At 38.0% G+C, this 23754-nt stretch carries 20 protein-coding genes and 4 pseudogenes; 17 read left to right on the top strand and 7 right to left on the bottom strand.

Annotation, left to right across the window (positions count from 1 at the left end; translation table 11 throughout):
• Positions 1 to 22 precede the first annotated feature (22 nt).
• From AC0VX1_RS15605 to AC0VX1_RS15565, 9 genes and pseudogenes are all read left to right on the top strand, one after another.
• The gene (locus AC0VX1_RS15605; RefSeq protein ID WP_063575833.1) at positions 23 to 328 is read left to right on the top strand and encodes a PTS sugar transporter subunit IIB; all 306 of its coding nucleotides are present in this window, start codon (positions 23 to 25) and stop codon (positions 326 to 328) included.
• Between the two features lie 48 nt (positions 329 to 376).
• Entirely contained in the window at positions 377 to 1666 is a 1290-nt protein-coding gene (locus AC0VX1_RS15600; protein WP_098186345.1) for a PTS sugar transporter subunit IIC, read from the top strand.
• 69 nt (positions 1667 to 1735) lie between these two features.
• Positions 1736 to 2020, top strand: a complete 285-nt coding sequence (locus AC0VX1_RS15595) for a hypothetical protein (protein WP_057277887.1) — start codon at positions 1736 to 1738, stop codon at positions 2018 to 2020.
• A 46-nt stretch (positions 2021 to 2066) separates the two neighbouring features.
• Positions 2067 to 3407 (top strand): annotated as a pseudogene (locus AC0VX1_RS15590) (6-phospho-beta-glucosidase).
• A gap of 79 nt (positions 3408 to 3486) precedes the next feature.
• Positions 3487 to 3816, top strand: a complete 330-nt coding sequence (locus tag AC0VX1_RS15585; protein WP_413011172.1) for a PTS lactose/cellobiose transporter subunit IIA — start codon at positions 3487 to 3489, stop codon at positions 3814 to 3816.
• Positions 3817 to 3830: 14 nt separating this feature from the next.
• On the top strand, positions 3831 to 4934 hold the full coding sequence (locus AC0VX1_RS15580; protein ID WP_475467865.1) for a DUF871 domain-containing protein: 1104 nt from the start codon (positions 3831 to 3833) through the stop codon (positions 4932 to 4934).
• Positions 4935 to 4968: 34 nt separating this feature from the next.
• Positions 4969 to 5862 (top strand): N-acetylglucosamine kinase, encoded by an 894-nt coding sequence (locus AC0VX1_RS15575; protein ID WP_475467863.1) that lies wholly within the window; start codon positions 4969 to 4971, stop codon positions 5860 to 5862.
• A 23-nt stretch (positions 5863 to 5885) separates the two neighbouring features.
• The gene (locus AC0VX1_RS15570; RefSeq protein ID WP_054400352.1) at positions 5886 to 6752 is read left to right on the top strand and encodes a MurR/RpiR family transcriptional regulator; all 867 of its coding nucleotides are present in this window, start codon (positions 5886 to 5888) and stop codon (positions 6750 to 6752) included.
• A 114-nt stretch (positions 6753 to 6866) separates the two neighbouring features.
• Positions 6867 to 7594 (top strand): annotated as a pseudogene (locus AC0VX1_RS15565) (GntR family transcriptional regulator).
• A 157-nt stretch (positions 7595 to 7751) separates the two neighbouring features.
• Here AC0VX1_RS15565 and AC0VX1_RS15560 read toward each other — a convergent pair.
• Positions 7752 to 8954, bottom strand: coding sequence for an MFS transporter (locus AC0VX1_RS15560; RefSeq protein ID WP_034307700.1), 1203 nt, complete (start codon positions 8952 to 8954; stop codon positions 7752 to 7754).
• 25 nt (positions 8955 to 8979) lie between these two features.
• Positions 8980 to 9570 (bottom strand): TetR/AcrR family transcriptional regulator, encoded by a 591-nt coding sequence (locus AC0VX1_RS15555; RefSeq protein WP_308789433.1) that lies wholly within the window; start codon positions 9568 to 9570, stop codon positions 8980 to 8982.
• A gap of 398 nt (positions 9571 to 9968) precedes the next feature.
• Between AC0VX1_RS15555 and AC0VX1_RS15550 the strand changes: the two genes are divergently transcribed.
• Positions 9969 to 10709 carry a VCBS repeat-containing protein gene (locus tag AC0VX1_RS15550; protein ID WP_475471804.1) on the top strand — a complete coding sequence of 247 codons (741 nt, stop codon included), beginning with the start codon at positions 9969 to 9971 and terminating at the stop codon, positions 10707 to 10709.
• A 169-nt stretch (positions 10710 to 10878) separates the two neighbouring features.
• Here the strand turns inward: AC0VX1_RS15550 and AC0VX1_RS15545 are convergent, their stop codons facing one another.
• The gene (locus AC0VX1_RS15545) at positions 10879 to 11499 is read right to left on the bottom strand and encodes an NAD(P)-dependent oxidoreductase (RefSeq protein ID WP_475467861.1); all 621 of its coding nucleotides are present in this window, start codon (positions 11497 to 11499) and stop codon (positions 10879 to 10881) included.
• A 429-nt stretch (positions 11500 to 11928) separates the two neighbouring features.
• Here AC0VX1_RS15545 and AC0VX1_RS15540 point away from each other — a divergent pair, with 429 nt between their 5' ends.
• Both AC0VX1_RS15540 and AC0VX1_RS15535 read left to right on the top strand, forming a co-directional pair.
• Positions 11929 to 12555, top strand: a complete 627-nt coding sequence (locus AC0VX1_RS15540) for a hypothetical protein (RefSeq protein WP_034311227.1) — start codon at positions 11929 to 11931, stop codon at positions 12553 to 12555.
• Between the two features lie 236 nt (positions 12556 to 12791).
• Positions 12792 to 13296 (top strand): annotated as a pseudogene (locus tag AC0VX1_RS15535) (transposase); the annotation flags it as partial.
• A gap of 257 nt (positions 13297 to 13553) precedes the next feature.
• Here AC0VX1_RS15535 and AC0VX1_RS15530 read toward each other — a convergent pair.
• Positions 13554 to 13718 carry a hypothetical protein gene (locus AC0VX1_RS15530; RefSeq protein ID WP_153246145.1) on the bottom strand — a complete coding sequence of 55 codons (165 nt, stop codon included), beginning with the start codon at positions 13716 to 13718 and terminating at the stop codon, positions 13554 to 13556.
• A 276-nt stretch (positions 13719 to 13994) separates the two neighbouring features.
• Here AC0VX1_RS15530 and AC0VX1_RS15525 point away from each other — a divergent pair, with 276 nt between their 5' ends.
• On the top strand, positions 13995 to 14984 hold the full coding sequence (locus AC0VX1_RS15525) for an MBL fold metallo-hydrolase (RefSeq protein ID WP_475467859.1): 990 nt from the start codon (positions 13995 to 13997) through the stop codon (positions 14982 to 14984).
• Between the two features lie 452 nt (positions 14985 to 15436).
• On the opposite strand, the gene AC0VX1_RS15520 is transcribed toward AC0VX1_RS15525, so the two are convergent.
• Positions 15437 to 15604: a hypothetical protein gene (locus AC0VX1_RS15520; RefSeq protein ID WP_156319673.1), complete on the bottom strand. Its 168-nt coding sequence runs from the start codon at positions 15602 to 15604 to the stop codon at positions 15437 to 15439.
• Between the two features lie 1022 nt (positions 15605 to 16626).
• Between AC0VX1_RS15520 and AC0VX1_RS15515 the strand changes: the two are divergent.
• The 4 genes and pseudogenes from AC0VX1_RS15515 to AC0VX1_RS15500 form a co-directional block, all read left to right on the top strand.
• Positions 16627 to 16689: pseudogene (locus AC0VX1_RS15515) on the top strand (winged helix-turn-helix transcriptional regulator); the annotation flags it as partial.
• Between the two features lie 713 nt (positions 16690 to 17402).
• The gene (locus tag AC0VX1_RS15510; RefSeq protein WP_475467856.1) at positions 17403 to 18821 is read left to right on the top strand and encodes a sigma-54 interaction domain-containing protein; all 1419 of its coding nucleotides are present in this window, start codon (positions 17403 to 17405) and stop codon (positions 18819 to 18821) included.
• A gap of 407 nt (positions 18822 to 19228) precedes the next feature.
• A complete protein-coding gene (locus AC0VX1_RS15505) occupies positions 19229 to 20395 on the top strand; it encodes an alanine dehydrogenase (protein ID WP_475467855.1) in 1167 nt (388 codons plus the stop codon).
• Positions 20396 to 20416: 21 nt separating this feature from the next.
• On the top strand, positions 20417 to 21802 hold the full coding sequence (locus AC0VX1_RS15500) for a sodium/glutamate symporter (protein WP_475467853.1): 1386 nt from the start codon (positions 20417 to 20419) through the stop codon (positions 21800 to 21802).
• Between the two features lie 566 nt (positions 21803 to 22368).
• On the opposite strand, the gene AC0VX1_RS15495 is transcribed toward AC0VX1_RS15500, so the two are convergent.
• Together AC0VX1_RS15495 and AC0VX1_RS15490 are read right to left on the bottom strand one after the other, a co-directional pair.
• Positions 22369 to 22530 (bottom strand): hypothetical protein, encoded by a 162-nt coding sequence (locus AC0VX1_RS15495; RefSeq protein WP_413022459.1) that lies wholly within the window; start codon positions 22528 to 22530, stop codon positions 22369 to 22371.
• Between the two features lie 352 nt (positions 22531 to 22882).
• Positions 22883 to 23701 (bottom strand): histidinol-phosphatase, encoded by an 819-nt coding sequence (locus AC0VX1_RS15490; protein WP_475467851.1) that lies wholly within the window; start codon positions 23699 to 23701, stop codon positions 22883 to 22885.
• Between the last annotated feature and the right edge of the window lie 53 nt (positions 23702 to 23754).

The following is a 23754-nucleotide window of genomic DNA, read 5'->3' as shown; positions in this document are numbered from 1 at the left end:
TAAAAAATTGGAGGAACAAATAATGAAGGTATTATTCGTATGTTCAGGTGGAATGTCCAGTGCAATCGTTGTAAGCGCTTTAAAAAAGGAAGGGGAAAAACAGGGTATAAACATAGAAGTATTGGCGGTCGGCACACAAGAATTCGATGCAGAAGTACGAAATGGCTGGGATGTCGCGATGGTAGCTCCGCAAGTCAAACATCGTTTCGACGGCTTTAAGGCTTCTGCAGATGAAGCGGGCGTCCCATGTGAAGCCATTCCAGCTCAAGCCTACAGCCCTCTTGGCGGACCTAAGCTACTTAAACTTGTAACGGAACTAGTAAAATAATAAACGGACCACTATTCTTATCACTAAACGTAAAAGGGGAAAACACGAATGGACAAGTTTGTAGCTTTTTTAGAAAATAATCTTTCAACACCTATGGCTAAATTGTCTGAGCAAAAGCATTTACGCGCAATTCGGGATGGTGTGGTTTCTGCGTTACCATTCATCATCTTTGGCAGTTTATTCTTGATCATTGCATTTCCGCCCGTTGCAGCAGATACTGCATTAGGTGAATGGTCTGCAAAACATATAGCTGAAATTTTAATTCCATATCGATTAACGATGTTTATCATGACGCTATATATTACTTTTGGTATTGGCTACAGCTTATCTCAAAGCTATAAACTTGATCCGCTATCTGGAGGTTTACTTTCATTGGCAGCCTTCTTGTTCACAATTGGTGTAAAGATGATGGATGATGTGGGGTTTGTTTTGCCAATGACAAATCTCGGAGGCCATGGCCTTTTTGTAGGAATGCTTGTATCCATTTTTGCTGTCGAAATTCTGCGTTTTTGTAAAACAAAAAATATCACGATTAAAATGCCGGATTCTGTTCCAACTTCAGTAGCCCGCTCATTTGAAGCATTAATTCCAGTTTCAATTGTCCTGCTTGTCATGACTTTAATTACAGTCGTTTTTGCTGTTGATTTACATTCACTTGTTGATAAAGCGGTTGCACCGCTCATCAGTGCTGGCGATACATTGCCAGGTGTATTAATTCCAGTATTTTTGATTACATTCTTCTGGTCATTTGGTATTCACGGCGTATCGGTAGTAGGTGCCGTAGCTCGTCCGGTATGGGAAGTATACTTGGGGAATAACTCTGCAGCAGTTGCAGCTGGAAAGGCAATTCCCCACATAGCACCTGAAACATTCTTCCAATGGTTTATTTGGATTGGTGGATCTGGTGCAACATTGGGATTAGTAATAGCCATGCTCTTAACGGCGAAGTCCAGCTATAGTAAAGCAATGGGGAAAGCAACAATTGTGCCGAGCATTTTTAACATCAATGAACCTGTTATCTTTGGGATGCCGATTGTACTAAACCCGGTACTGATTATTCCATTCATCATTACACCGCTGATTGGAGCAACACTTGCATATATAGCAACGTCCATCGGACTTGTGAACCCGACATATGTAATGGTTCCCTGGACATTGCCCGCTCCAATAGGTGCCTACCTTTCAACGGGCGGGGATTGGAGAGCCATTGTTCTCGTGATGGTGAATTTAACCATTTCGGTCCTTATATATCTGCCATTCTTTAAGATGTACGATAAAAAGCTTTTAGCACAGGAAAACATGGTAGAAACAACGGATAATAAAAATATCGCTTTATAAGGAATACCTAAAAGGGAGTTTGGGACTAATGCTCCAAACTCCTTTTATAAATTGAGAGGAGGAAAGGACATGAATTCAACATCCAGAATTCACTTTTTTAGTTACAAAAGTGCCTTTCTATTTTTTGGCTTCATTCTTGTTTTTAATTTTATCTTTAACGGATTAATGGATGCCTTTGAGATAAATAAACAATTATCACTGTACTTAGGAAATACCTTTGCCATAAGCGCAGGATTGACGATGGTTGTTTGTTTTGTTGAAGGTAAGTTTAAAAACAAGAAACAGGCAACACTATTATTCTTGTCTTTATTAGCGGTAAGTGCACTGGTTTGTTATGCAATAATCTATAAATGAATGAAGAATCCAGATTAGCTTACGATGAGGTGTTGGGGAAATGGAAATGGAAAAAGGGCTGAAGATTGCCACAATCGGTGGAGGCTCCAGTTATACGCCAGAATTAATAGAAGGTTTTATAAAACGATATGATGAGTTGCCTATTAGGGAACTGTGGTTAGTGGATATTGAGGCAGGAAAAGAAAAACTGGAGATTGTAGGAACCTTGGCAAAACGGATGGTTGAAAAAGCAGGACTTCCAATGGAAATACATCTAACGTTAGACCGCCGTCAAGCCTTGCAAGATGCTGATTTTGTCACAACTCAAATGAGAGTGGGTTTACTTGATGCACGAATCAAGGACGAGAGGATCCCGTTGGAATTAGGATTAATTGGTCAAGAAACAAATGGGGCAGGAGGATTGTCCAAGGCATTACGAACGATACCCATACTTCTGGAAATTGCAGAAGAAATGGAGGAGCTCTGCCCTGATGCATGGTTAATTAACTTCACAAATCCAGCGGGGATGGTAACGGAAGCCCTGCTCCGCTACAGTAAACATAAAAAAGTCATTGGAGTATGCAATGTTCCATTTAATATGCATATGTCTATTTCTAGCATGCTTGGTGTCGATATGAAGAGAGTGCACATAGATTTCGCCGGTTTAAACCACATGGTATTTGGGATGCATGTGTTCGTTGATGATCAAGAAGTAACAGATAAAGTGCTTGAAATGCTTGGCAATCCTGAAATTCAGCTGACAATGAAGAATATTGCCCCATTGGCTTGGAACAGAAGGTTTTTGAAATCTTTAGGAGTGGTGCCTTGCCCGTACCATCGGTATTATTACAAAACAAAAACGATTTTAGAAGAAGAGTTGGAAGCATTCAAATCAGGGAAAACCCGAGCTGAAGTTGTCAAAAAATTAGAAGAAGGTTTATTTGACCTATACAAGGATGAAACCCTTGACATCAAGCCTCCACAACTAGAGTAGCGCGGTGGAGCTTACTATAGTGATGCAGCATGTAACGTCATTTCTTCTATTTATAATGATAAAAAAGACATTCAAGTGCTAAATGTACAAAACAAAGGATCGCTTACTGATATTGATTATGATTCAGCAGTCGAAGTAAGCTGTATCGTCACCAAGAATGGACCAATTCCTTTGGCTATGGGTAAATTACCCGTACAAGTGCATGGCTTGATCCAACAAATCAAATCATTTGAGAGAATTGGTGCTGAGGCAGCCGTTACAGGTTCTTATGATAAAGCGTTATTGGCTTTAACGATCAACCCGCTCATCCCAAGTGATGACCTGGCGGAAATGGTTTTACAAAAACTTTTAAAAGCGCATGAAGAATACTTACCGCGATTCTTCAGTGAAAGTGCTGTTCCGAACATCAAGTGAATGGTGTTTTAACTAGTGAATCTGGATTACAGAAATCCAATGAACCTTCATAATCTAACATAAATGGGAGTGTAATGATATGTCAACTGAACTGAACAATAACGAAATGGAAATTTTTGAAATAATATCACATAGTGGAAATGCAAGAGGATTAGCATTCGAAGCACTGAAAGAAGCGGAAGAATTTAATTTTGAAATGGCAGAGGAACTAATTAAACAAGGCCAGGAAGAATTGAACATGGCCCATAAGACACAAACCAAGCTCATTCAAGCAGAATTGAATGGAGTTCCAAGTGAGAAAACTTTATTGATGATTCATGCTCAAGATCACTTGATGACTGCAATGAGCGAACAAAAACTAATAGAACACATGATTCGCATAGTAAAAAAGCTAGCCCCACAACAGTAAAGAGGTGATTGAAAATGGGAAAACTCGGTATATCTATCTATCCAGAGCATTCAACCGTTGAAAAAGACATGGAATACATTGCACTTGCACACAAATATGGCTTCAAAAAGATCTTTACTTGCTTGCTTTCTGTCGAAGGAGACAAAGAGAAGATTTTAAAAGAATTTAAAGAAACGATTCATTATGCCAATCAATTGAATATGGAAGTGATGGTCGATATTGCTCCCCGAGTATTCGGTTCACTAGGCATTTCGTATAATGACTTATCATTCTTTGCAGAATTAGGCGCGTATGGAATCAGGCTGGACATGGGTTTTACAGGCAACGAAGAGTCGATCATGACACATAATCCATATGGTCTAAAAATTGAAATAAACATGAGTAATGCAACGAAGTATCTAGAAAATATCATGGATTACAAACCAAATATAGAAAATTTAGTTGGATCTCACAACTTCTATCCCCATCGCTATGCAGGATTGAGCTATCCACATTTCATTAAATGCTGTGAGTCATTCAAAAAGCATAATATCCGCACGGCAGCTTTCATAAGCTCACATGCAGCAACGTACGGACCTTGGCCTATAATGGAAGGATTATGTACATTGGAAATGCACCGGGAATTACCGATTACAACACAAGCGACACATTTGTATGCAACAGGATTGATTGATGATGTAATCATAGCAAATGCTTACGCATCTGAAGATGAATTGAAACAGCTTAGCATGTTAAACAGCGGTCTGTTAACATTTAATGTTAACCTTCACGAAACCATAACAGCTTTGGAGAAAAAAATAGTATTGGAAGAATTCCATTTTTACCGTGGAGATGTTTCCGATTATCTAATTCGCTCGACTCAATCACGAGTGAAATATAAGAGCGAAGAATTTAAACCAACATATACGCCTGATATTAGACGCGGTGATATATTAATTGAAAACGAGCTCTATAGACAATATAAAGGGGAATTGCAGATTGCATTGAAGGAAATGAAGAATTCGGGGAAAACGAATGTAGTTGCCCGAATAGCAGAAGAGGAGATTTTTCTCCTCGATTATTTGGAACCATGGGGGAAATTCCAATTCAATATTAATGGATCAGGGAAGGAACGGTGATATTCCTTCCTTTTTTACTGAATAGGAGAATGACATGAATTATATTATCGGTGTTGACGGCGGAGGGACCAAAACTGAAGCAGTGGCTTATGATATGGATGGTAATAAAATTAGTGAAGGCAGAGCGGGCTTTGGAAACCTGCTTATTAATGAAAAACAAGCCACCGCTAACATTATACAGGCAATTGAACAAAGCATGACTCCTATTGATGGCAGCTGCCTATACATTTGTTTAGGATTAGCCGGGTATGGAGGAGTTGAAAATCCGCAGGGCATAAAAAGTGCATTAAGCAAGGCATTTAAGGCCCCGTTCACCATTGTAAATGATGCAATTATCGCTCATGCTGCTTTGCTAAAAGGAAATGATGGCATTTTGACCATATCCGGAACGGGATCTGTAAGTATCGGCATCCATGAAGGAATCGAGAAATCGGCTGGTGGATGGGGACACATTCTTGGGGATGAAGGAAGTGGCTATTGGATCGCCATGCAGGCTTTTATAAGAATGACGCAAGAAGAGGATGAAGGGTATGAATATAGCCATTTAACCGAGTCGATACTGAAAAAACTTGGCTATCTTAGTGTAATGGAACTGAAGAAATTCATTTATTCTGCCACGAAATCCGAGATAGCCGCGTTTGTTCCCCTAATAGTCCAACATGCGGAGAAGGGGGATGGCTTCTCGCAAAATATTCTGAATCAGGCCGGGTACCACCTTGCAAAACAAACGCTTGAGGTTATCAAGAAGTTAAAGTTGTGTGAGAATGTTACAATTGCATTAAAAGGTAGCATATTGTCTAATGTACCATTGGTGCAAAGCTCATTCATCAATCATATTAAACTTGAAAACCCAAATGTGAAATTTGTTTTAGAAGACGTATCAGCTACCTTGGGTTGTTACTACATAGCAATGAAGCATTTAAAGTAAGTAGATCAAGGAGAGTAAATCATATGCACGGCGAAAATATTATATTGAGAATTGAAAGTTTATTGAACCAATTGCCCAAATCAGAAAAGAAAATTGCACAATATATTTTAGAAAATCCCAAAGATATAGTAAGAATGACGATACATGAATTGGCCGACCATGCCAACGCAAGCAGTTCGGCAGTAACGAGGTTCTGTCATTCCATAAAAGTTAATAGTTTTTCAGAACTGAAGGTATCCCTATCATCCCTGATTTCCCAGCCGGAGAAAAAAGGTTTCCATGACATTGAGCCTAATGAAACAATAGCATCGATCAAAAATAAAATAGTGTCCAACTCTGTCCAGGCCATTCAAGAAACGGCACATTATTTGGATGAGGCCGTTCTTGACAATATCATTGAAACCATGAGAAGTGCAGATGTGATTTATGTCTATGGTTTAGGGGCATCATGGCTCGTTGCTGAAGATATTACACAGAAATGGTTACGGTTGGGAAAGATTGTAAGTGCCAATCAAGACCCGCATATTACGGCCACTGCACTTGCTGCATCATCAAAGAATACCGTTTTTTTCTGTATATCCAATAGTGGCGAAACTGAAGAAATCCTGGAACTCGTTGATATTGCTAAAGCATATGGCATTAAAACAATTGGTTTATCGCGATTGGGGAACAATGGACTAACTAAAAAAGTTGATATGTCACTAAATCATGTCCGTGCACCGGAGGCTAAATTCCGAAGTGCTGCAACAAGTTCGCTATTTGCCCAATTTCTAACGGTCAGCATTATTTTCTATGCGTATGTTTCTAAATACTATAATGAAAATAAAAACGAAATTGAACGTTCAAGGGAATCGGTACTGAAATTCACAAAAAGGAATGTGGATACCTAAATGTGGGCCTAATAAAATGGATAAAATCAACGAACCTAAATTTTAGCTTGAGATGTTTCCGATCAGGATGCCTTGTAAAAATATACATCACGATGAAAGGAAGATGTAAGCTGAATGATCCAAAAGAATTCTCCGAGTCCCATTTATCATCAACTTGAAGAGGAGATTAAAGGAGCGATTCAAAGTCTTGAATTGGTGCCAGGAGAGATGATTCCTTCAGAAAAAGAATACACTGAAAAATATGGCATAAGCAGGATGACGGTGAGACAGGCCATTTCTAACCTCGTGAATGGCGGTTATTTATACAGGCAGCGCGGAAAAGGAACTTCGTTGCCGAACAAAAATCGGAGCCGCCCTTGCAAGGTCTGACTAACTTTACAGAGGATATGATTTCAAGAGGACTTAAACCAAGTACGCGAGTTATCAGTTTTACGGAGGTCAAGGCAGATCATGAACTTGCTGTAAATCTTGAGGTTGAAGCAGGAACTGCTATTTTCGAACTGGAACGTGTAAGGCTTGCTGATCGGTTGCCGATGGCATATGAAAAGCTATACATCCCTAAAGATCATGCCCTGGACCTTAAGGAAGAAATAGCTGTAAGTGCCATTCATGATTATGTTGAAAAAAGGTTAGGCTTAAAAATCCAGCATGGCAGACAGGTAATTGAAGCCGCCATCGCTCAAAAAAAAGAGGCGGAAATGCTCGGGGTAGCTGAAGGTTCTCCTGTATTGCTGATAGAACGAAGAAGTACCCTTGAAACCAATCAGCCACTTGCGGTTGTCAGATCTGTCTACCGGGCTGATCGATATACATTCAAAATCAATTTGGAGCGGTTATCGTGAGCAAAATGGTAGTAATAATCCCGTTCTCAAAGGATTACTAAAAAACCCCCCCTGCCCAAATATGGACAAGGGGGGTTTTTAGTAGAATATCATTTTTCAAGATTGAGAATTTGCGAGATAGAAAGGAAAGATACGGATTAACAATCCGGGACTTTCATTATTTCGCTAAGCTTTCTGTCAATCGGTTTTCTTTCCAAATGACTGTAATGCCAAGGCCAATGACGATAATGACAGCAGCGAAAAGATAAGGGTAGTGGATGTTTACGTCAAAAAGCAATCCTCCCATGGATGGCCCGGCGATATTCCCTAAGCTCGTATAGGTGGAGTTCATTCCAGCAACGAATCCTTGTTCTTTTCCGGCAGCTTTTGATAAAAATGTCGTCAATGCCGGACGAAGCAGGTCAAATGCAAGGAATATGAAGCAAGTTACCACTAGTACTGCCAAAAAGCTGGAAATCATAGTGGATGCTACCGCAAAAATGGCCCCGACGATTAAACATAATTGGATAAGCTTCTTTTCGCCGAGAATATCTACCAGCTTTCCAAACATGAATACCTGTACAACAACTCCGAAAATAGAGCTTATTGTAATGATAATGGCAATATCCTTCGGCGTGAAGCCGAATTTATGATCAGAAAATAGGCTAAAAACCGTTTCATAGGCTGACAAACCAAAAGCGAGAACAAATACAATGATGAACGCAATGAAGTAAAGCGGATTCAGGGATTTTTTTAAATCGCCGATAAAGTTCGTTTGCTTTGTATTAGCAGAAACTTTTGCAAGCTGTTCCTTTGTCATCGGTTCTTTTAAAATGAATATTGATGAAAGGCAAGCTATAAAAGCAATGCCCGCCGCAAGGAAGAAGGGCAAGCGTATACCATATTCTGCAACAAAGCCACCGATTCCTGGTCCTATTATAAAGCCCAAGCTAATGGCGGCTGAAATATAGCCCATTGCTTTTGGCCTTTCTTGAACGGATGTAATGTCCGCAACATATGCAGTAACACCAGGCATGATAAAGGCGGCACTGATTCCGCCTAGGATCCTAGATAAATAAAACACCGACACATTTGTCCCTACACCGAAGATTAGTTCAGAAACACCAAAAAGGAATAAGCCGATGATGATGATTTTCTTTCTGCCGTAACGGTCAACCCAACGACCTGCGAAAGGAGACATGACAAGCTGTGAAACCGCAAATACGGCAACCAGATAGCCCATCGTGCTTCCGGATAAATGCATGATATTCATAAATGACGGCATAACGGGGATGATGAGTCCTATTCCCAGAAAAGCAATGAATATATTGCTTAGAAGAATAATTAATACCGCCTTTTGATCTTTAATTGGTTTATTCATGTTTTAACACCACTTTCTTTGTGAATCATTTTTGCGAAATACCCCTCCAAAACACTTTCCAGGAGGCTGATAATTTATCATTCAGCCGTTTCTCATCATTGCCGTATACAAGCTCAAGCAAAATGGAATCCACGACTCCCAAGAATGCATAGGTCGGAGTTATGGCTTCATCTTCGACGATTAATTTGGCATTGATCCAATCATGGAATTTACATTCCAGGATCGCCTGCACCTTTTCCTCGATATCGATCACTTCCTGCCCGATTTCTTTTTCAAGATGTGCTGGCGGAAAAAAGGACATACGCAGCCAAAACTTTATATGCTCATTTTTTTGGAAAAGGTCGATGACCAATTGAAGGAATCCGTATAAATCTTTTTCAGGATTTTTTGAATCAACTTTACGGAAATATTGGAGCTTCGACGATAGCTCCGTCTCTTTCGCATCACGTAAAACTTGCAGGAAAAGATCATCCTTGCCTTTAAAATGAGCGTAAATGGATTGCTTTTTCATGCCGACTTCTTCAGCTATTTGAGAAAGCGAAGCTCCTTCATAACCATGAATCGTGAAATATTTTAGAGCGGCTTCCTTAATTTCATTACTTTTCAATAATATCACCTCATAATTTAACGAACGTTCGTCAGTTATATTAGCAAATTACATAAATATATGCAAGCGAATATGTTAATAAAAAGGTATTATGCCCGAAATCATTGATAATTATGGCGCTATATTTGAAAAGGACATAGCTATGCACTCAAGGCTATTCACAAAATTCCTGCATATAATTCTATATGGAAATTAAAGAGGCAGGTGGGATGAAGTTGGATATGTATGACATCAGAAATGAGATTCATTACTATTACACAAAAATACAAGAAACGAATCATCCTTATTATTGGTACTGTTTGGCTGAGACCCAAAGTAGGGCCGGATTAACAAATGAAGCACTGAAAACGATAGATAACGCCTTGTCGTTTCAGAATCCTTATCCTTCCAAACAGGAACTGCTAGTCATGCAATTGAACCTCCAAACCGTTCTTTCAAGACAAATGAACTCAAACAGAACAGTCATAGTGACCTCAAAGCAGGGAGATATTGATGGGGACGGGATAAAGGACAATGTTTTTCTTACCGCTAACAAAACCCCTGATAGTCCCTTTTGGAGGAATATAACGTTGGTTATCCATAATGGGAGGACTAATCAATATGAACAAGTTCCAATGAAAAATGACTCAGGATATAATCCGACCCTTTTTCTTGGTGATTTTACAGGTAATGAGGGGGATGACATATTAGTGGTCATTGATACAGGAGGAAGCGGGGGTTCCATTTATGCGTATGTTTTTTCCTGCCTTAACGGCCAACCCATGACCATTTTTAATTCGGATTCATTCAATGAATCCTTTCAATACGATGTTAATTATCAAAACCAATACAAAGTGAAGGTGAACAGTCGCTACCTAAAAGAAAGGTACATTCTTGACCTGACTTCTAAGGATCAGGAATATTTATCTGAAATTTATAACAAGGAAGGTATATTGAAGGCGCCGATTGAAGGATGGGTCAATCCTTTATCTGGTTTATATCCGGTTGATTTCAATAGAGATGGCATATATGAGCTCGAAGCGTATCAGAGGATCGCCGGGAGGTACAATGCCGACTCACTGGGATTTGTACAGACCGTATTGAAATGGAACGGGAAAGCATTTGCTCCTGACCGGCAGAATGTGGCTATTTTTGGAAAGGAAATATAGCACAAAGGAATAGATGGTCCATGAACAAGGTACAGGCAAAATCTTCGCCCAAAAGAAACCGGAAAATATTCCTGGCAATGGTTCACCTGACTGTGTTCATTGACGAAGAAAATTGAACCGGCTTTCTATACGATTTAACTTCGAAGGGGTTTATTGCATATTGGAATTTTTAGTAGGCGATGCCTACACGTGCTTTTAAATAATCGTTACTTTTTATTTGACTAAATGCAAATTCTGCTGTATCCGGAACGGATATTTCAACCCCATCCTCCGGCAAAAAGTCGCCTTCTATACGATATATACCAACTCTTTTTCCATCCGGCAAATACGTAGGACAGACAATTGTCCATTGAAGTGTTGATTGTTTAAGCAAATCGAAAACTTCATGATGTTCTTTCGCTGCACGGGTAGACCTCTGCTTTGATTCACTTGTCTGATAACGCAAAGAATTTGGGATTGTTCTACTTTGGAGGATACCTGCCGTTCCAATGGTAATAATTCGTTGTATACCTTCGTTTTCCATAGCTTCGATAATTAGTGGCATACTTTCTGATAAAGTCGTTGTCCCATCAGTATTAAGTGCACTAATCACTACATCAATTCCATGCATGGCGCGTACGATATCATCTTTATTTAAAACATTACCTTGAATAATGGTTAAATTGGCATTGTTTATAGTAATCTTCTCTGGAGTGCGAACTAAAACCGTAACATGATGATTGTCTTGCAGACCATAAATAACTAATTGACCCCCAACTCGTCCAGTTGCACCCAAAATTAAAATATTCATGGAAACGACCTCCTTTTTATCTAATATAATTATTCCACTAACATTGTATCGTCATTTTCAACTAATGGGGAGTTTTGTGCATTAAATCATTATAATCCAGTGTTTGCTGGCGGTACCCCATGCCCAAGAGCATTTTCCCACAATCTTGTTGTGGGTATATTTTTTCCTCAACATTGAATTCATCCAAAAGCTTATTGTGGATAGCTTAATGAAAGATTACCTATTTCCTGCTTCAGATAAATTAAATAAATTTTTTATAAAATTATTCATATTTAGACAAAATTACTAATTTCTGTTTTATAAAGCCTTTCTAATATGAAATCCTGTTATGTCCAAGCTCACTTATTCCTTTTCCATATACTAATAAAAAAAGGAGGTGAGAAAGTGAGTAAAAGTAAGAATAGCTCTTCACGCAAGGATGAAGAGAAAGTGAGTAATAATGAGCATAGCTCTTTACGTAAAGATAAAGCGAAAATAGAATCGGCACACCAAGAGTGTATTGATCGTGCTTATCGTATTCCTATATTTTTAAGTACGACGACTCATTTAAATGACAACCAACAACGGTTTCTAAACCGTCTAATTTTAGAGATTGAGAATGCTTTGCTTTTTCCGCGTACATTACCATTAAGCGAAAGTTATCCTGAATCCATTTTAACTGATATTCGTCGGTTAGTTTCATCAAGCTATGGAATGTTGGCAGTAAACCTTCGTCGTTTTAAAATTCAAACAGTTGATGTCAATGCAGGACCCCTTCCACCTTCCACTCCATTCTGGACAGGATCCGTTTATTCACAAGTAGAACCTTCAATGGCTTTTCAATTTGGTCTACCCTTATTATTAGTAAGGGAAGAAGATACTGACGCAAATAATGGAATTTGGGCAGGAGGAATTGCCCCACTCAACCTATTTATAGTTTGGCATTCTGAAACTCAAACTGTAGATCAATTCTTTAACACTCCTGAATGGAGATCAGCCTTTGCAAATTGGAGTGCACAAGTAAGAAATGCTTTTTATATACAGACAGAGCCTCAGTTCAAGTACAGATGTGAATGAAACCCTGGTACTTTAGCAACAAGTCGAAAATATACAATGTTTAGTTCACCTTTATATATTTTCGACTTATTCACACAAAAACAAATATTTCCTTTTTGTTATCACGAACAAAAAGATTTACTTCATAAAAACAGACTTTATAGAAGAGAGACGGCCGGGTCTGGTAACATCCGAAGGCTTTGCGTATAATTTCGTTAAAATGTTGGCGGGACCCCATCGCCATCAAGCTAAGGTGAATTTGTATCATCATAAAAAAACGAGAGTTTCAAAACTACTTATCTCCATCTTCTCTACAACAATTAGCTAAAGAAGTTGGTTTTGTTCAACGTACAACTAAATATCAAGCACAAGAATTAATTGCTTTATGTGTATGGTTTAGTCAACAGTCGCGAGTAACACCACTCACACAATTGTGTAGCCGCCTCGAAGCATCTACAGGTGTCCTCATGAGCCCTGAGGGGTGGGGAGTTCCTCCACGTTTAGTAGGAAAAGCGAGGGAAAATGATAAAACCACTTTCGGTTCCACGGGTCTACTAACCATTCAATCGAAAGGCTTATACATAAGGGATTTAGGGTATTTCGACTTACACGCTTACATTGAAAATGAATGATGAAGGTGCTTACTAAATCTCACGTTTGAAGTTGAATTCTCGTATATATCGTAAGAATGATGAACCAGATTTTTTTTGGAATGGGACTGTGAAGAAAGGTACTCTCTTTATTCAGTTAGAACGGAAGGAGTTTTGAATCAATTTCAACATGGATGTTTTTTTGTCAGCGTTATTTTTAGCGTTACCATAGCAAATTAAAGAGAACATCCTTGTATATTATCTCTTGCGGGCGTACCTTGATGGCGATGTGGCGGTATCCCAATAAGAAAAACGTTCGTTGATAAGGAAACAAAACGGGCCGCTCAATAGCTTCATGAGGGGCCCACTTAACGTGAAAAAAATATAAAAACGTCTTAAAACAAGTCAATAGCGACCACAATTTTGCCCCTAATATCCCTGTCCTTCTTTCGATTTTAGAAAAGCATCAACGGATTCATCCAATAATTTTTCCCGATTAGGATCTTCATTGACATCTGTATCCACTTCCATCACGTCGTTTAATCGACTAACCTGACTTTTTGGCTGAGCTGGATTATTTTTTTCTTTTGGCATATAAACTCCTTCTTGAACAGTTATTTTTTATTTAGTATGAACGATTCATCCAATATTCACTAAGATTATTTCCGCTTCTTTCCCAAATTGAGTCCGGTTGTCTTAATGGAAGGTTGAAACAACATACACGATATTCTTTCGGTTATCGTTGACTGAATATTATAAATATTGTAATATTTATTTTGCGTATTTGTTTTTTTTGAAACGAGGTTTTATATTCGAAACAACTGGATTTTCTTTGTGTACAGTCAAATAATCTGACAGGAGGTTTTTGTTATGAAGAAAAGAATAAGAAATACTTCGTTTGGTTTTTTGTTGGCAGTGACCATAATTCTATCATTATCATTATTTCTTCCTTCATTTGGCCAAACAGCGGTCCAGCAAACCGAGTTTAAAGTAACCCTATTAGGTACAGGTTCTCCACTTTTAAGTACATCCCGCTCCGGTCCAGCTACTCTTGTAGAAGTTGGTAATGAAAAACTCCTCTTTGATGCTGGGCGCGGAACCGCTTTACAATTATATAAAGCGAATATGTTACCAGGAAGTGTTGATAAGTTATTCCTGACGCATTTGCATTCGGATCATACAATCGGCATACCGGACGTATGGCTTACAGGTTCCTTACCAACAGGAGGGAAAAGAGAGCAAGCATTTAAGATTTGGGGACCTAAGGGAACCGAGAAAATGATGGTACATATGAATAAAGCATATAAAGCCGATTTGGATGCAAGGGATGACTCTGGAAATGGGAACGTTGAAGGAGCAAGTATTGTCGCAAATGATATCAAGGAGGGTATTGTCTATAACAAAAAGGGAATTGAAGTAATAGCCTTCAAGGTTGACCATAAATCAATAGAGCCGGCTTTCGGTTATCGGGTTAATTACAAAGGACATTCAGTCGTTATCTCAGGCGACACCCGATATAATGAAAATCTTATAAAATTCTCCAAAGGTGCTGATGTAGTGATTCATGAGGTTGCAGCGGCAAAACCTGATAATGAATCAGAATCAATCGCCAATATACTTGATCTTCACACTACACCGGAGGAAGCAGGTAAAGTCTTTAGCCAAATACAACCAAAACTTGCTGTGTACTCACATATAGTATTATTGGGAGGATTAACAGAAGAAAAAGCTGATTTGCTCGAAAGAACAAAAAAAACATATGAAGGAACTGTGTTAGTAGGGGAGGATTTACTATCCATTCAAATAGGGGAAGAGGTACAAGTACAACAGCCGGTTAACGAGGCGAACTCGGGAAACTAAAACGGACAGAGCTTCAGCGAGCAAATGAGTTACTCCTATCAATTAATGCCATGAGAGTTTGAAACACGAGCTACCTTACCAAAGCCAAATAAATGCATATTTTTTCTAAAGGGAATCCAAAAAGAAGGATTCCTTTTTTAGTTAGGTAAAGAAGGAAAAACAGAGCTAGGCCGTCCGTCAGAAGAAATCAGTGAAAAAGATGGGAATATTATATGGTTCTTATACGAATAGAGGAAAAAATGGAGGAAAGAAATCAAAATTTGCTTTTGCCTGCATAGACCAAAAGCAAGGCTTTTTTAAAGTCAAATATTAAGGAAGACAAAACGAAAAAAATCCCCGACATGTATATCGTGAATGGCTCCAGGAAGTCTATGATAATGCTTATTTTTTCACTCTCTCTTCACCTTGATTTTATTCATTTTGATGCCAGAACGTTTCATTACCTATGAAATTTAGAACCAAGACTGTTGAACTTCTTGAAGTTGTTGTTGAGCTTCTTCAAGCTGTTGCTGTGCTTGTTGGAATAGTTGTGGATTATCATTCTCTTGGGCAGATTGTATAGCCTGTTTGGCTTGTTGCGCAGCAATGATAGCTTGCTGATATTGTTGTTTTTGTGTCATTTTAAAAGTCTCCTTCATTATTTTTACTAAAGGCTAAACCTTTAACTTTTTTATATTTTGTATTAAAATTTTGATATTATCCATGTATAGGTTGATTCATTTCTCCTTTTGCAGGATAGAAGGCATGAACGGAAAAAATTTGATTTTCTTGAAGTTAATAAACGGATACTCCATAAAAAACAAGATGAAAGGTGAACGTTACAGACATACGTTTTTTCCCTACTTCAAATGAAATCCGTTATAAATCACCACCGGATATTACTTCAGCATGGAAACAATGAAAGAAAATACAACATAGACTAAATAAGCCACGCTGATTTTCCATTAGGTTATACAAACTTGTCGGAACCATAGTTTAGTCGCTCATCGTTTTCACCTTCATCAATTTATTAGACCTGTCACATTAAAAAAACTCCCGAAGCTTTGAGAATACTAAGTCTATCCAACATTTGATCTGATTAACCGTGCTTTCTTTCGGGGCGTTCCATAATTACAGCGCATTGGCTTGATATACGAAGCTTACGAACATAATCAGATATCCAGTTGATAAAGGTTATATCAGCTAATGTATCCTATAACATCGCCTTTGAGTTGCCGATTATTTTAATAGTGGCATAAGGGTAGAACCTTGGATTTGATAAGAATTTGTCATGAAACCTCTTAATAAAGAGAAGGGACTATCCGTAAGGAATGGAATCATAAATGATTCAATTAAAGGGGGCAGGATAGCGTAATAGCTTGCTTGCAGATATAATGTTCAAAGAAGGAATTTAATGCTATGGTCCTTACTCTGATGTTTTCCAGTGATTATGTCGAAATATTCGAAAAAGGGAGCCGAGGTGTATAATGAAGGATCCTAATAAGATTTACTGCAATGCGGTTGAGACAATTTTGGTAGGTTTTGGATGGAAATGGAATCTTGTGATGAGAGAGACGTACCAATGAATTGAAAAAAGTTTGATACCCGCAATTACTCAAAAAAATGTTTAACTCAGCAACTTCGGGAGCTTGAAGAGGAAGGTGTAATCTTAGGTATTACTTACAACCAGGTTCCACCGAAGGTAGAGTATGAACTGACAGACTAAGTCTGGATTTTAAAAGGAGATCCTGCATCTGAGGTGTAGGTGGGCGGATTCACATATAGAGAAAAAGTACGGGGGAGGCTATCGTTCTAACAAACCGGCAGCTCGATAACGTACAAAATATATAAGAAGCCGACCTAATACAAGGCCGGCTTTTGGTTTATGGGATGACTTTGCGTTTGCGAAAGTCTCAGAAGATGTTCATAAACATGGCTTCGGTATCTACGTAATCGTGAAAACCTAAGCGACACGCATAGTTCCATGGCACAACGCTCTGTTGCATCCACGAGAAGTCACGCATCTGTCATCTCCAAGAGGCTATTGTAAGCACCCGGCTTGCAAGGAAACTGCAACGGAATTCCAAAATCCTTCGAAATTGGGGTCTAAGACGCATTAACCAAGGAGAAATTCATCGCACTTCCAAGCAAAAATCCGCAGACTATAGAAGGACGAAACGCCAATTTAGTCCAATCTTCAGCACTTTGAACGGGCCGAGATGTGCACCATATACCTTGTATCCCTGCATCAAACTACATATTTTAGCCCACCACGATGGTTCGATGACCTCTACGGTGTTTCTAGCATGGCAAGGTTAGGCGGAACAAGTTCAGCCATTACATTCTAAGTCTTTCGTGGCACAAGCATCAAGCATATTTTTTACTAGAATATCCCAAAAAAGTACACCCCCTTACTACAAAATCATGGAGGAGTATACAATGAGTCGATTAAATGATTATGAGGTTCTAAATCAACTGAAATACATTGATGGTATAACTATTATTGATAACAAAGGGACAATCTTATTTACAGTCAAATTTAATCCTCGATTTCACTCTGAGGTTCTTGAACGTGAGGAAATATTAGGAGAAAGTTTATTTTCCGTTTTCCCTACGTTGAATGAAAAGACGAGTACGTTGTTAAATGCGATGAAATCAGGGCGTCCGATTTTTAGAGGTAAGCAAGAGATTGTTGATTTTATGGGACGGAAAATTGAAACCACAAATATTTCACTACCAATCAGAGCCCATGGGAAAATTATAGGAGCAATTGAATTTTCGAAAGAAATAAGTAAAGAAAATAAAGAAAATCTTATTCCTAATCATACAATCGATATAAATTCAGAAATGTTTAAAGGTGATAAACGATTACTAGAAAATATTCATCCAGAACGAGCAAAATATACATTGAGAGATATTATAACGAATAACGAACAAATGAAGAATATAAAGCGCTTAACCGAAAAAATTGCAAAAGGGAGCTCACCCGTCTTTATATATGGTGAAACAGGAACAGGAAAAGAATTATTTGCTCAAGCGCTGCATAATGCCAGTAATCGTGTAGAAAAGCCTTTCATAGCGCAAAACTGTGCAGCAATTCCGGAAGCCTTAATTGAAAGTATTTTGTTCGGTACAATTAAAGGGAGTTTTACCGGAGCGGAAAATAATCCAGGCTTATTTGAAATAGCAGAAGGTGGAACGATTTTTCTAGATGAAATTAACTCAATGCCAATTCATCTACAGTCCAAGTTATTAAGAGTACTGCAAGACGGATATATTCGAAGATTAGGAGATAAAAATATTAGAAAAGTTGATGTGCGTGTAATCACCGCATCCAATAAACGCCCTGAAGATTGTGTAAAGGATAAAGATATTAGGCTTGATTTATATTACAGATTATGTGTAATGACTCTCAATATTCCACCATTACGGGACCGGAAAGATGATATAAAGCTATTATTGGTATCTTTTATTTCTAAATATAATGTGTTGCTGCACAAAAATATAAACAATGTATCGAGAGAGGTATATGACTTTCTCTTGAGTTACAACTGGCCGGGAAATGTACGGGAGTTGGAACATATTGTTGAATTTGCAATCAATCAAATGGATGACTGGGAAGATACACTTCAAATGAAAGATATTGAAGAGCGTGTGAAGAATTTCATTCGACATAGTGAAGAAGAGTTTCAGATTGGACCTTTAAAAGAAGCTGTTGCCAGATTAGAAAAGAAAATGATTGATAAGGCAATCCAACAAACAAAAAACAATGTATCACAAGCAGCTAAAATACTCGAAATCCCAAGACAAACTCTGCAAAATAAGATCAGATTGTACGAAATTGTGCCCAAAAGTTAACAAAAGTGAAATAAACTTATGTACATAGTGCCCGAAAAATAACATTCACTGCTCAAATATTAACAATTTAATCATTTTTTATATCTGCAATCGACATATATTAAATAAAAACTCTTGTTTTTTCTGATTTTTCAGCTTAAATCAGCCGAAAATGATGATTTCTTTTGGCATACTTCTTGCTTAAGTATACATATGAAAGAAAAGGGATTTGTGACCTTTCAAAAAATAGGAAGTAATATTTAGTCATAAAGATAGGAAAAGGAGTGAAAGGTTGAGTTAAGAAAAAGGATTATAAAAAATTAGGATTATATTGAATCAAAAAGGTACCTTATAGTGAAAAAATTTTATTGTCACAATGAAAACACAGCAGGTATTGCTGTGAATTTTGAAACTAAGGGGGAAGTAAATTGATATTTGGTGTATTGAAAGATAGTAAAGTCGGGGAGTTCCGAGTAATAGCAACTCCATTAGAGGTCGGAACTATTAAAAGCGATGGTCATACCGTCCTTGTTCAAAAAGATGCGGGACTCCTAGCAGGGTTTAGCAATGAAGAATATGAAGAGCAAGGTGCTGAGATAGTAGACGAATTGAAGGAAATGTATGAAAGGTCTAACCTCTTAGCAAAGGTGAAAGAAATTGAAGAAATTGAGTACAAATTACTTAGAGAAAATCAAATTATCTATACCTGTATCCATCCAGCTGCTAATGAAAAACAAGTCCAAGCCATTCTTGACAGCAAATGTATTGCATTTACGGCAGAGGATTCACATCGATTCGGCTCAGTGAATTGTGAAGCAGCAGGTAAACAAGGAGCTCTAATGGGCTTACACTCGATGCTAACGATAAATGGAGGCAAAGGGAAATTTGTAAGCGGATTAGCAGGGGCACCCAGCATTAAAGTCCTCATCCTCGGGGGAGGTCTAGTCGGAAAATCAGCATTACAAGTTCTACATTCATTAGGAGCTTGGTGTACTGTAATGGATATAGACTTCGGTACATTAAGGGAAATTGGAAAGATTTATAACGAAAAAGTAAACACTCAAATATCAACTAAACAAAATATCCAAAAAATACTTCCGGAAATTGATATAGTGATTAATAGCGTGAAATGGCCAAAAGGAAATAAGGATTATTTAATAGATAGAGATATGCTCAACTTAATGGAAAAAGGATCTGTAATAGTAGATATTAGCAATGATGCTGAAGGGGCGATCGAGTCCTTCCGTGAAACCACTCATGATAATCCTACTTATATTGAAAACGGCGTCGTTCACTATTGTGTGGGCAATATTCCAGGTGCTATAGCAAATTCCACATCCGTAGCATATGCTGCATCTGTATTAGGCCACCTTAGATCTATTCTAAATTCAGGTGTTAAAGAAGCCTGCATAAAAGATGGTTTTTTAAGACGGAGTCTGACGGCGTATAAAGGCTATCTCACTCATGAAGAAACTAGTGCTATTCAAAACAGACCATGGATAAAACCGGAAGATATCCTTGATATTACACAAGTGAAATTGGACATTGCACCACCCGCTACAGTTACAAGGTCAGATTACTTTTTAAAAATCTAATCAGAAAAGGTGGATTCAGCTATGACGTTATATACGCTGTTGGTAGACTTCACTCTCGCAAGTATACTTATATTAATAAGTATGTTTATGCGGTCAAAAATCAAGTTATTGCAAAAGAATTTCATTCCCGCAAGTTTAATGGCAGGATTTTTAGGTTTAGCGTTAGGTCCTGGATTCCTGAATATCCTACCTTTTTCAGCGGACATAGGTTCGTATGCAGGAGTCATCATAATTTTTGTGTTTGCTTCGGTAGGGATAAATGGATTTTCATTTACCCCGGGGAATATGAAAAAAGACCTCAAAAGAATGGGGGCATATGCTTCATACAAAATATTGATAATTGGCGTCCTCATTTTTATTCCAATTACATTTTCAATATTGGTTATTTCTAAATGGGTTCCTGAGATTAATTATGGTTTTGGATTAATTTTGGCAACTGGATTTTATGGGGGGCATGGAACAGCAGCTGCGGTAGGATCAACCTTTGAAAATTTAGGTTTTGCCGCAGCAACAGATTTAGGTATGACATCAGCCACCATTGGTATATTAGCAGGTATTTTCGGTGGACTAATATTTATAAAAATGGCCACAAAAAAAGGATATACACAATATGTTAAAGACTTCTCCGAAATATCAGAGGACATGAGGACAGGTTTAGTGAAGCCTGATAATCGAGTATCCATAGGGACGGAGACGATTTCACCGATAGCACTTGATCCATTGGCATTTCATGTTGGGCTTTTACTAATTCCATCCGGTTTAGGTTACTTGCTTAATACATATATTGCAGATACCTGGGGCCTAGACTTTCCAACATTTACAATAGCATTCATCGTTGCATTGTTAATGTATGCATTCATGGGCAAGGGGAAAAAGGGTGTCTATAAATATGTGGACGAAAATGTGGTAAATAGGTTAGGTAGCTCAGCAACGGATTACCTTGTATTTTTTGGAGTAGCCTCAATAAAACTACCTGTCGTTCTTGAGTATGCACTTCCACTTGGATTATTAATGCTTTCAGGAATCATAATTGTCATTTTAATGTTATGGGCAGTCGGTCCACTCATGAACTATGAAAGTTGGTTTGAGCGTTCAATATTTGTTTACGGTTATGCAACAGGTGTCTTTGCGATAGGGCTGACCCTATTAAGAGTAGTTGATCCAAATAATAAATCTAAGACACTCACAGATACAGCTATCGTTGGACCGCTTAATACGCCTATAGAATTATTTGCATGGTCAGCTGGACCGGCAATGCTATTAGGCGGACAACACTGGTCATTTGTTGGGATTTACGCGGCTATTTCTATTGTCTGCGTTTTAATCTCCATTAAGTTAAAATGGTGGTATTGGAAAATTCCTTTAGAGGATAAGCCGGATGCATCTGCACTTAATCGCGATGGATGACGAAGGTGGTATCCACGCCATTGGAAACAACACTTATAGTTTCATAAAATAAAAATCAGCCATTTAGATGAATGGTTGATTTTTTTCTGAATGTTTATTCCCATTACAAAAGTCATGCCAAGATTATTAGAGCTCGGGATGGGATAGTTTGGTAGGCATAATTAGAGTTGGTCGGTGTCTAAATCAGAGGAGTTAATGCTGTCGCTCCTGTGATGGTTAATACTCCGATGATGGTAAGATACCTGCTTGGAAAAAAGAGGACTATATAAATCACATCTCATAAAAACACCTGTCCGGCCTGAAGATGTGACTGGATACGGTTGTCTACTTAAAATCAGATAGAGCCAAACATTTTACAGGCGTAACATTAGATAATTAATAATAGAGGATATCTAAGATAATAAGATTAATTATTAATTGGGTACACCAGCTATAACCCAGAATAGGGCGCTTGAATTTAATAAAAGGAAAGCACATATTATACGTGACTAATATGTGCTCTTCTTTTTAGGAATTTATAATGTTTTAGGTCTTGAAATAAGGTTTATTCAATAAGGAAGTATAAATTAAAGATACCCATTTAATACTGTGCCAAAAAGATCGAATTCAGGATCTTTTGACTGGGTTTTTGGAGGGGCTTCGGATCGCCCTATTGAAGAGTTGATACCACCTTCAACTGACTCTTCAAGGGTTTCATCATTCTCTTTATGCAATGGGTTTTCAATCATCCCAAAATCAACTCCTTTTTATAAGATAAACGAATGGTTAGTTATTAATTCCCTAAATACTTTTATTTTATGCAAAAAAATATGGCGATGACTGGAATTCATTGAAATGAACGGAGAAAAACGTGTAAGCAATCGTGATGATTTTTATGACTGGATGCATAATGATTATTTTATGCCCATAAAAAAAAATGGTACCGATTCATTGATCAGTTGAGGGATTTAACAGGATTAACTAGCGACCCACGAATTAATTTTTGGACTTTGGCCTTCTTAGTAGCAAAAGGATTGAAAAAGTTCATTCCACATGTGGTTACAGGAAGCTCTAATGATCGGACCAGTTCTCATTGAAAGGTTAAAGTGGAGTGAGAATCCTTTCCTTTTTATCAAAGTAAGCCCACTCAGAAAAGCCGATCTCCTTTAGTCTTTTTTTAACTAGTTCAAATTCATCGCCAATACGTTCCGGTGTATGCGAATCCGATCCAAAGGTTACCTTCACATCATAGAAAAGAGCTCGTTCTAAAATGTCATCTGCTGGATACCACCCACCACAATCTTTCGTTTTACCAGAGGTATTAATCTCAATGGCGATATCTTCTGAACTAATGATTTTTAGCGTTTTTTCAATACTGTCTGTCTCAATGGAAGAAAAGGCTGGATAAAAACCTTTCATTGCATCAATATGGCCTAAGATTTGGAACACTCCGCTTTTAGCCGATTTCTGTATTAATTCATAATATTCATCCTTTACTTTTGACTGTTCTTTAGAGGTTAAGCCATTCCAACGACCTCTTTTAAAAATGCTAATATCCTGAACATAATGAACAGATCCAATTATGTAGTCAAAAGGGTGTAAAAGATATTGATCGCGGTAGACTTCAATGTGATCAGGGAAGAAATCACTTTCCATTCCTAATAACACGTGAATTTTGCCTGCATATTTCTCTTTTAAGCGAAGTACTTCCTCAATATAAGGAACTAATTCACTTTTTGCCATTGCAGTAGTTGGGTAGAGATGGTCGTCCTCACTATAAAAGTATGGAGAATGGTCAGAAATCCCAATATAATGCAAGCCGTATTCGATGGCTTGCTTTACATAATCCTCAATTGTGCCGATAGCATGTCCACAGCGTTCATGGTGAGTGTGGAGATCAAATTTTATTGAATTCGTCATTTACTTAGTCCTCCTAAAGTGAACCAGATTGTCTTATTTTATCATATCCAAAA

The sequence above is a fragment of the Peribacillus sp. QJM3NY_7 genome (assembly GCF_056173225.1).
This window is presented reverse-complemented; position numbering and strand designations above follow the sequence as displayed.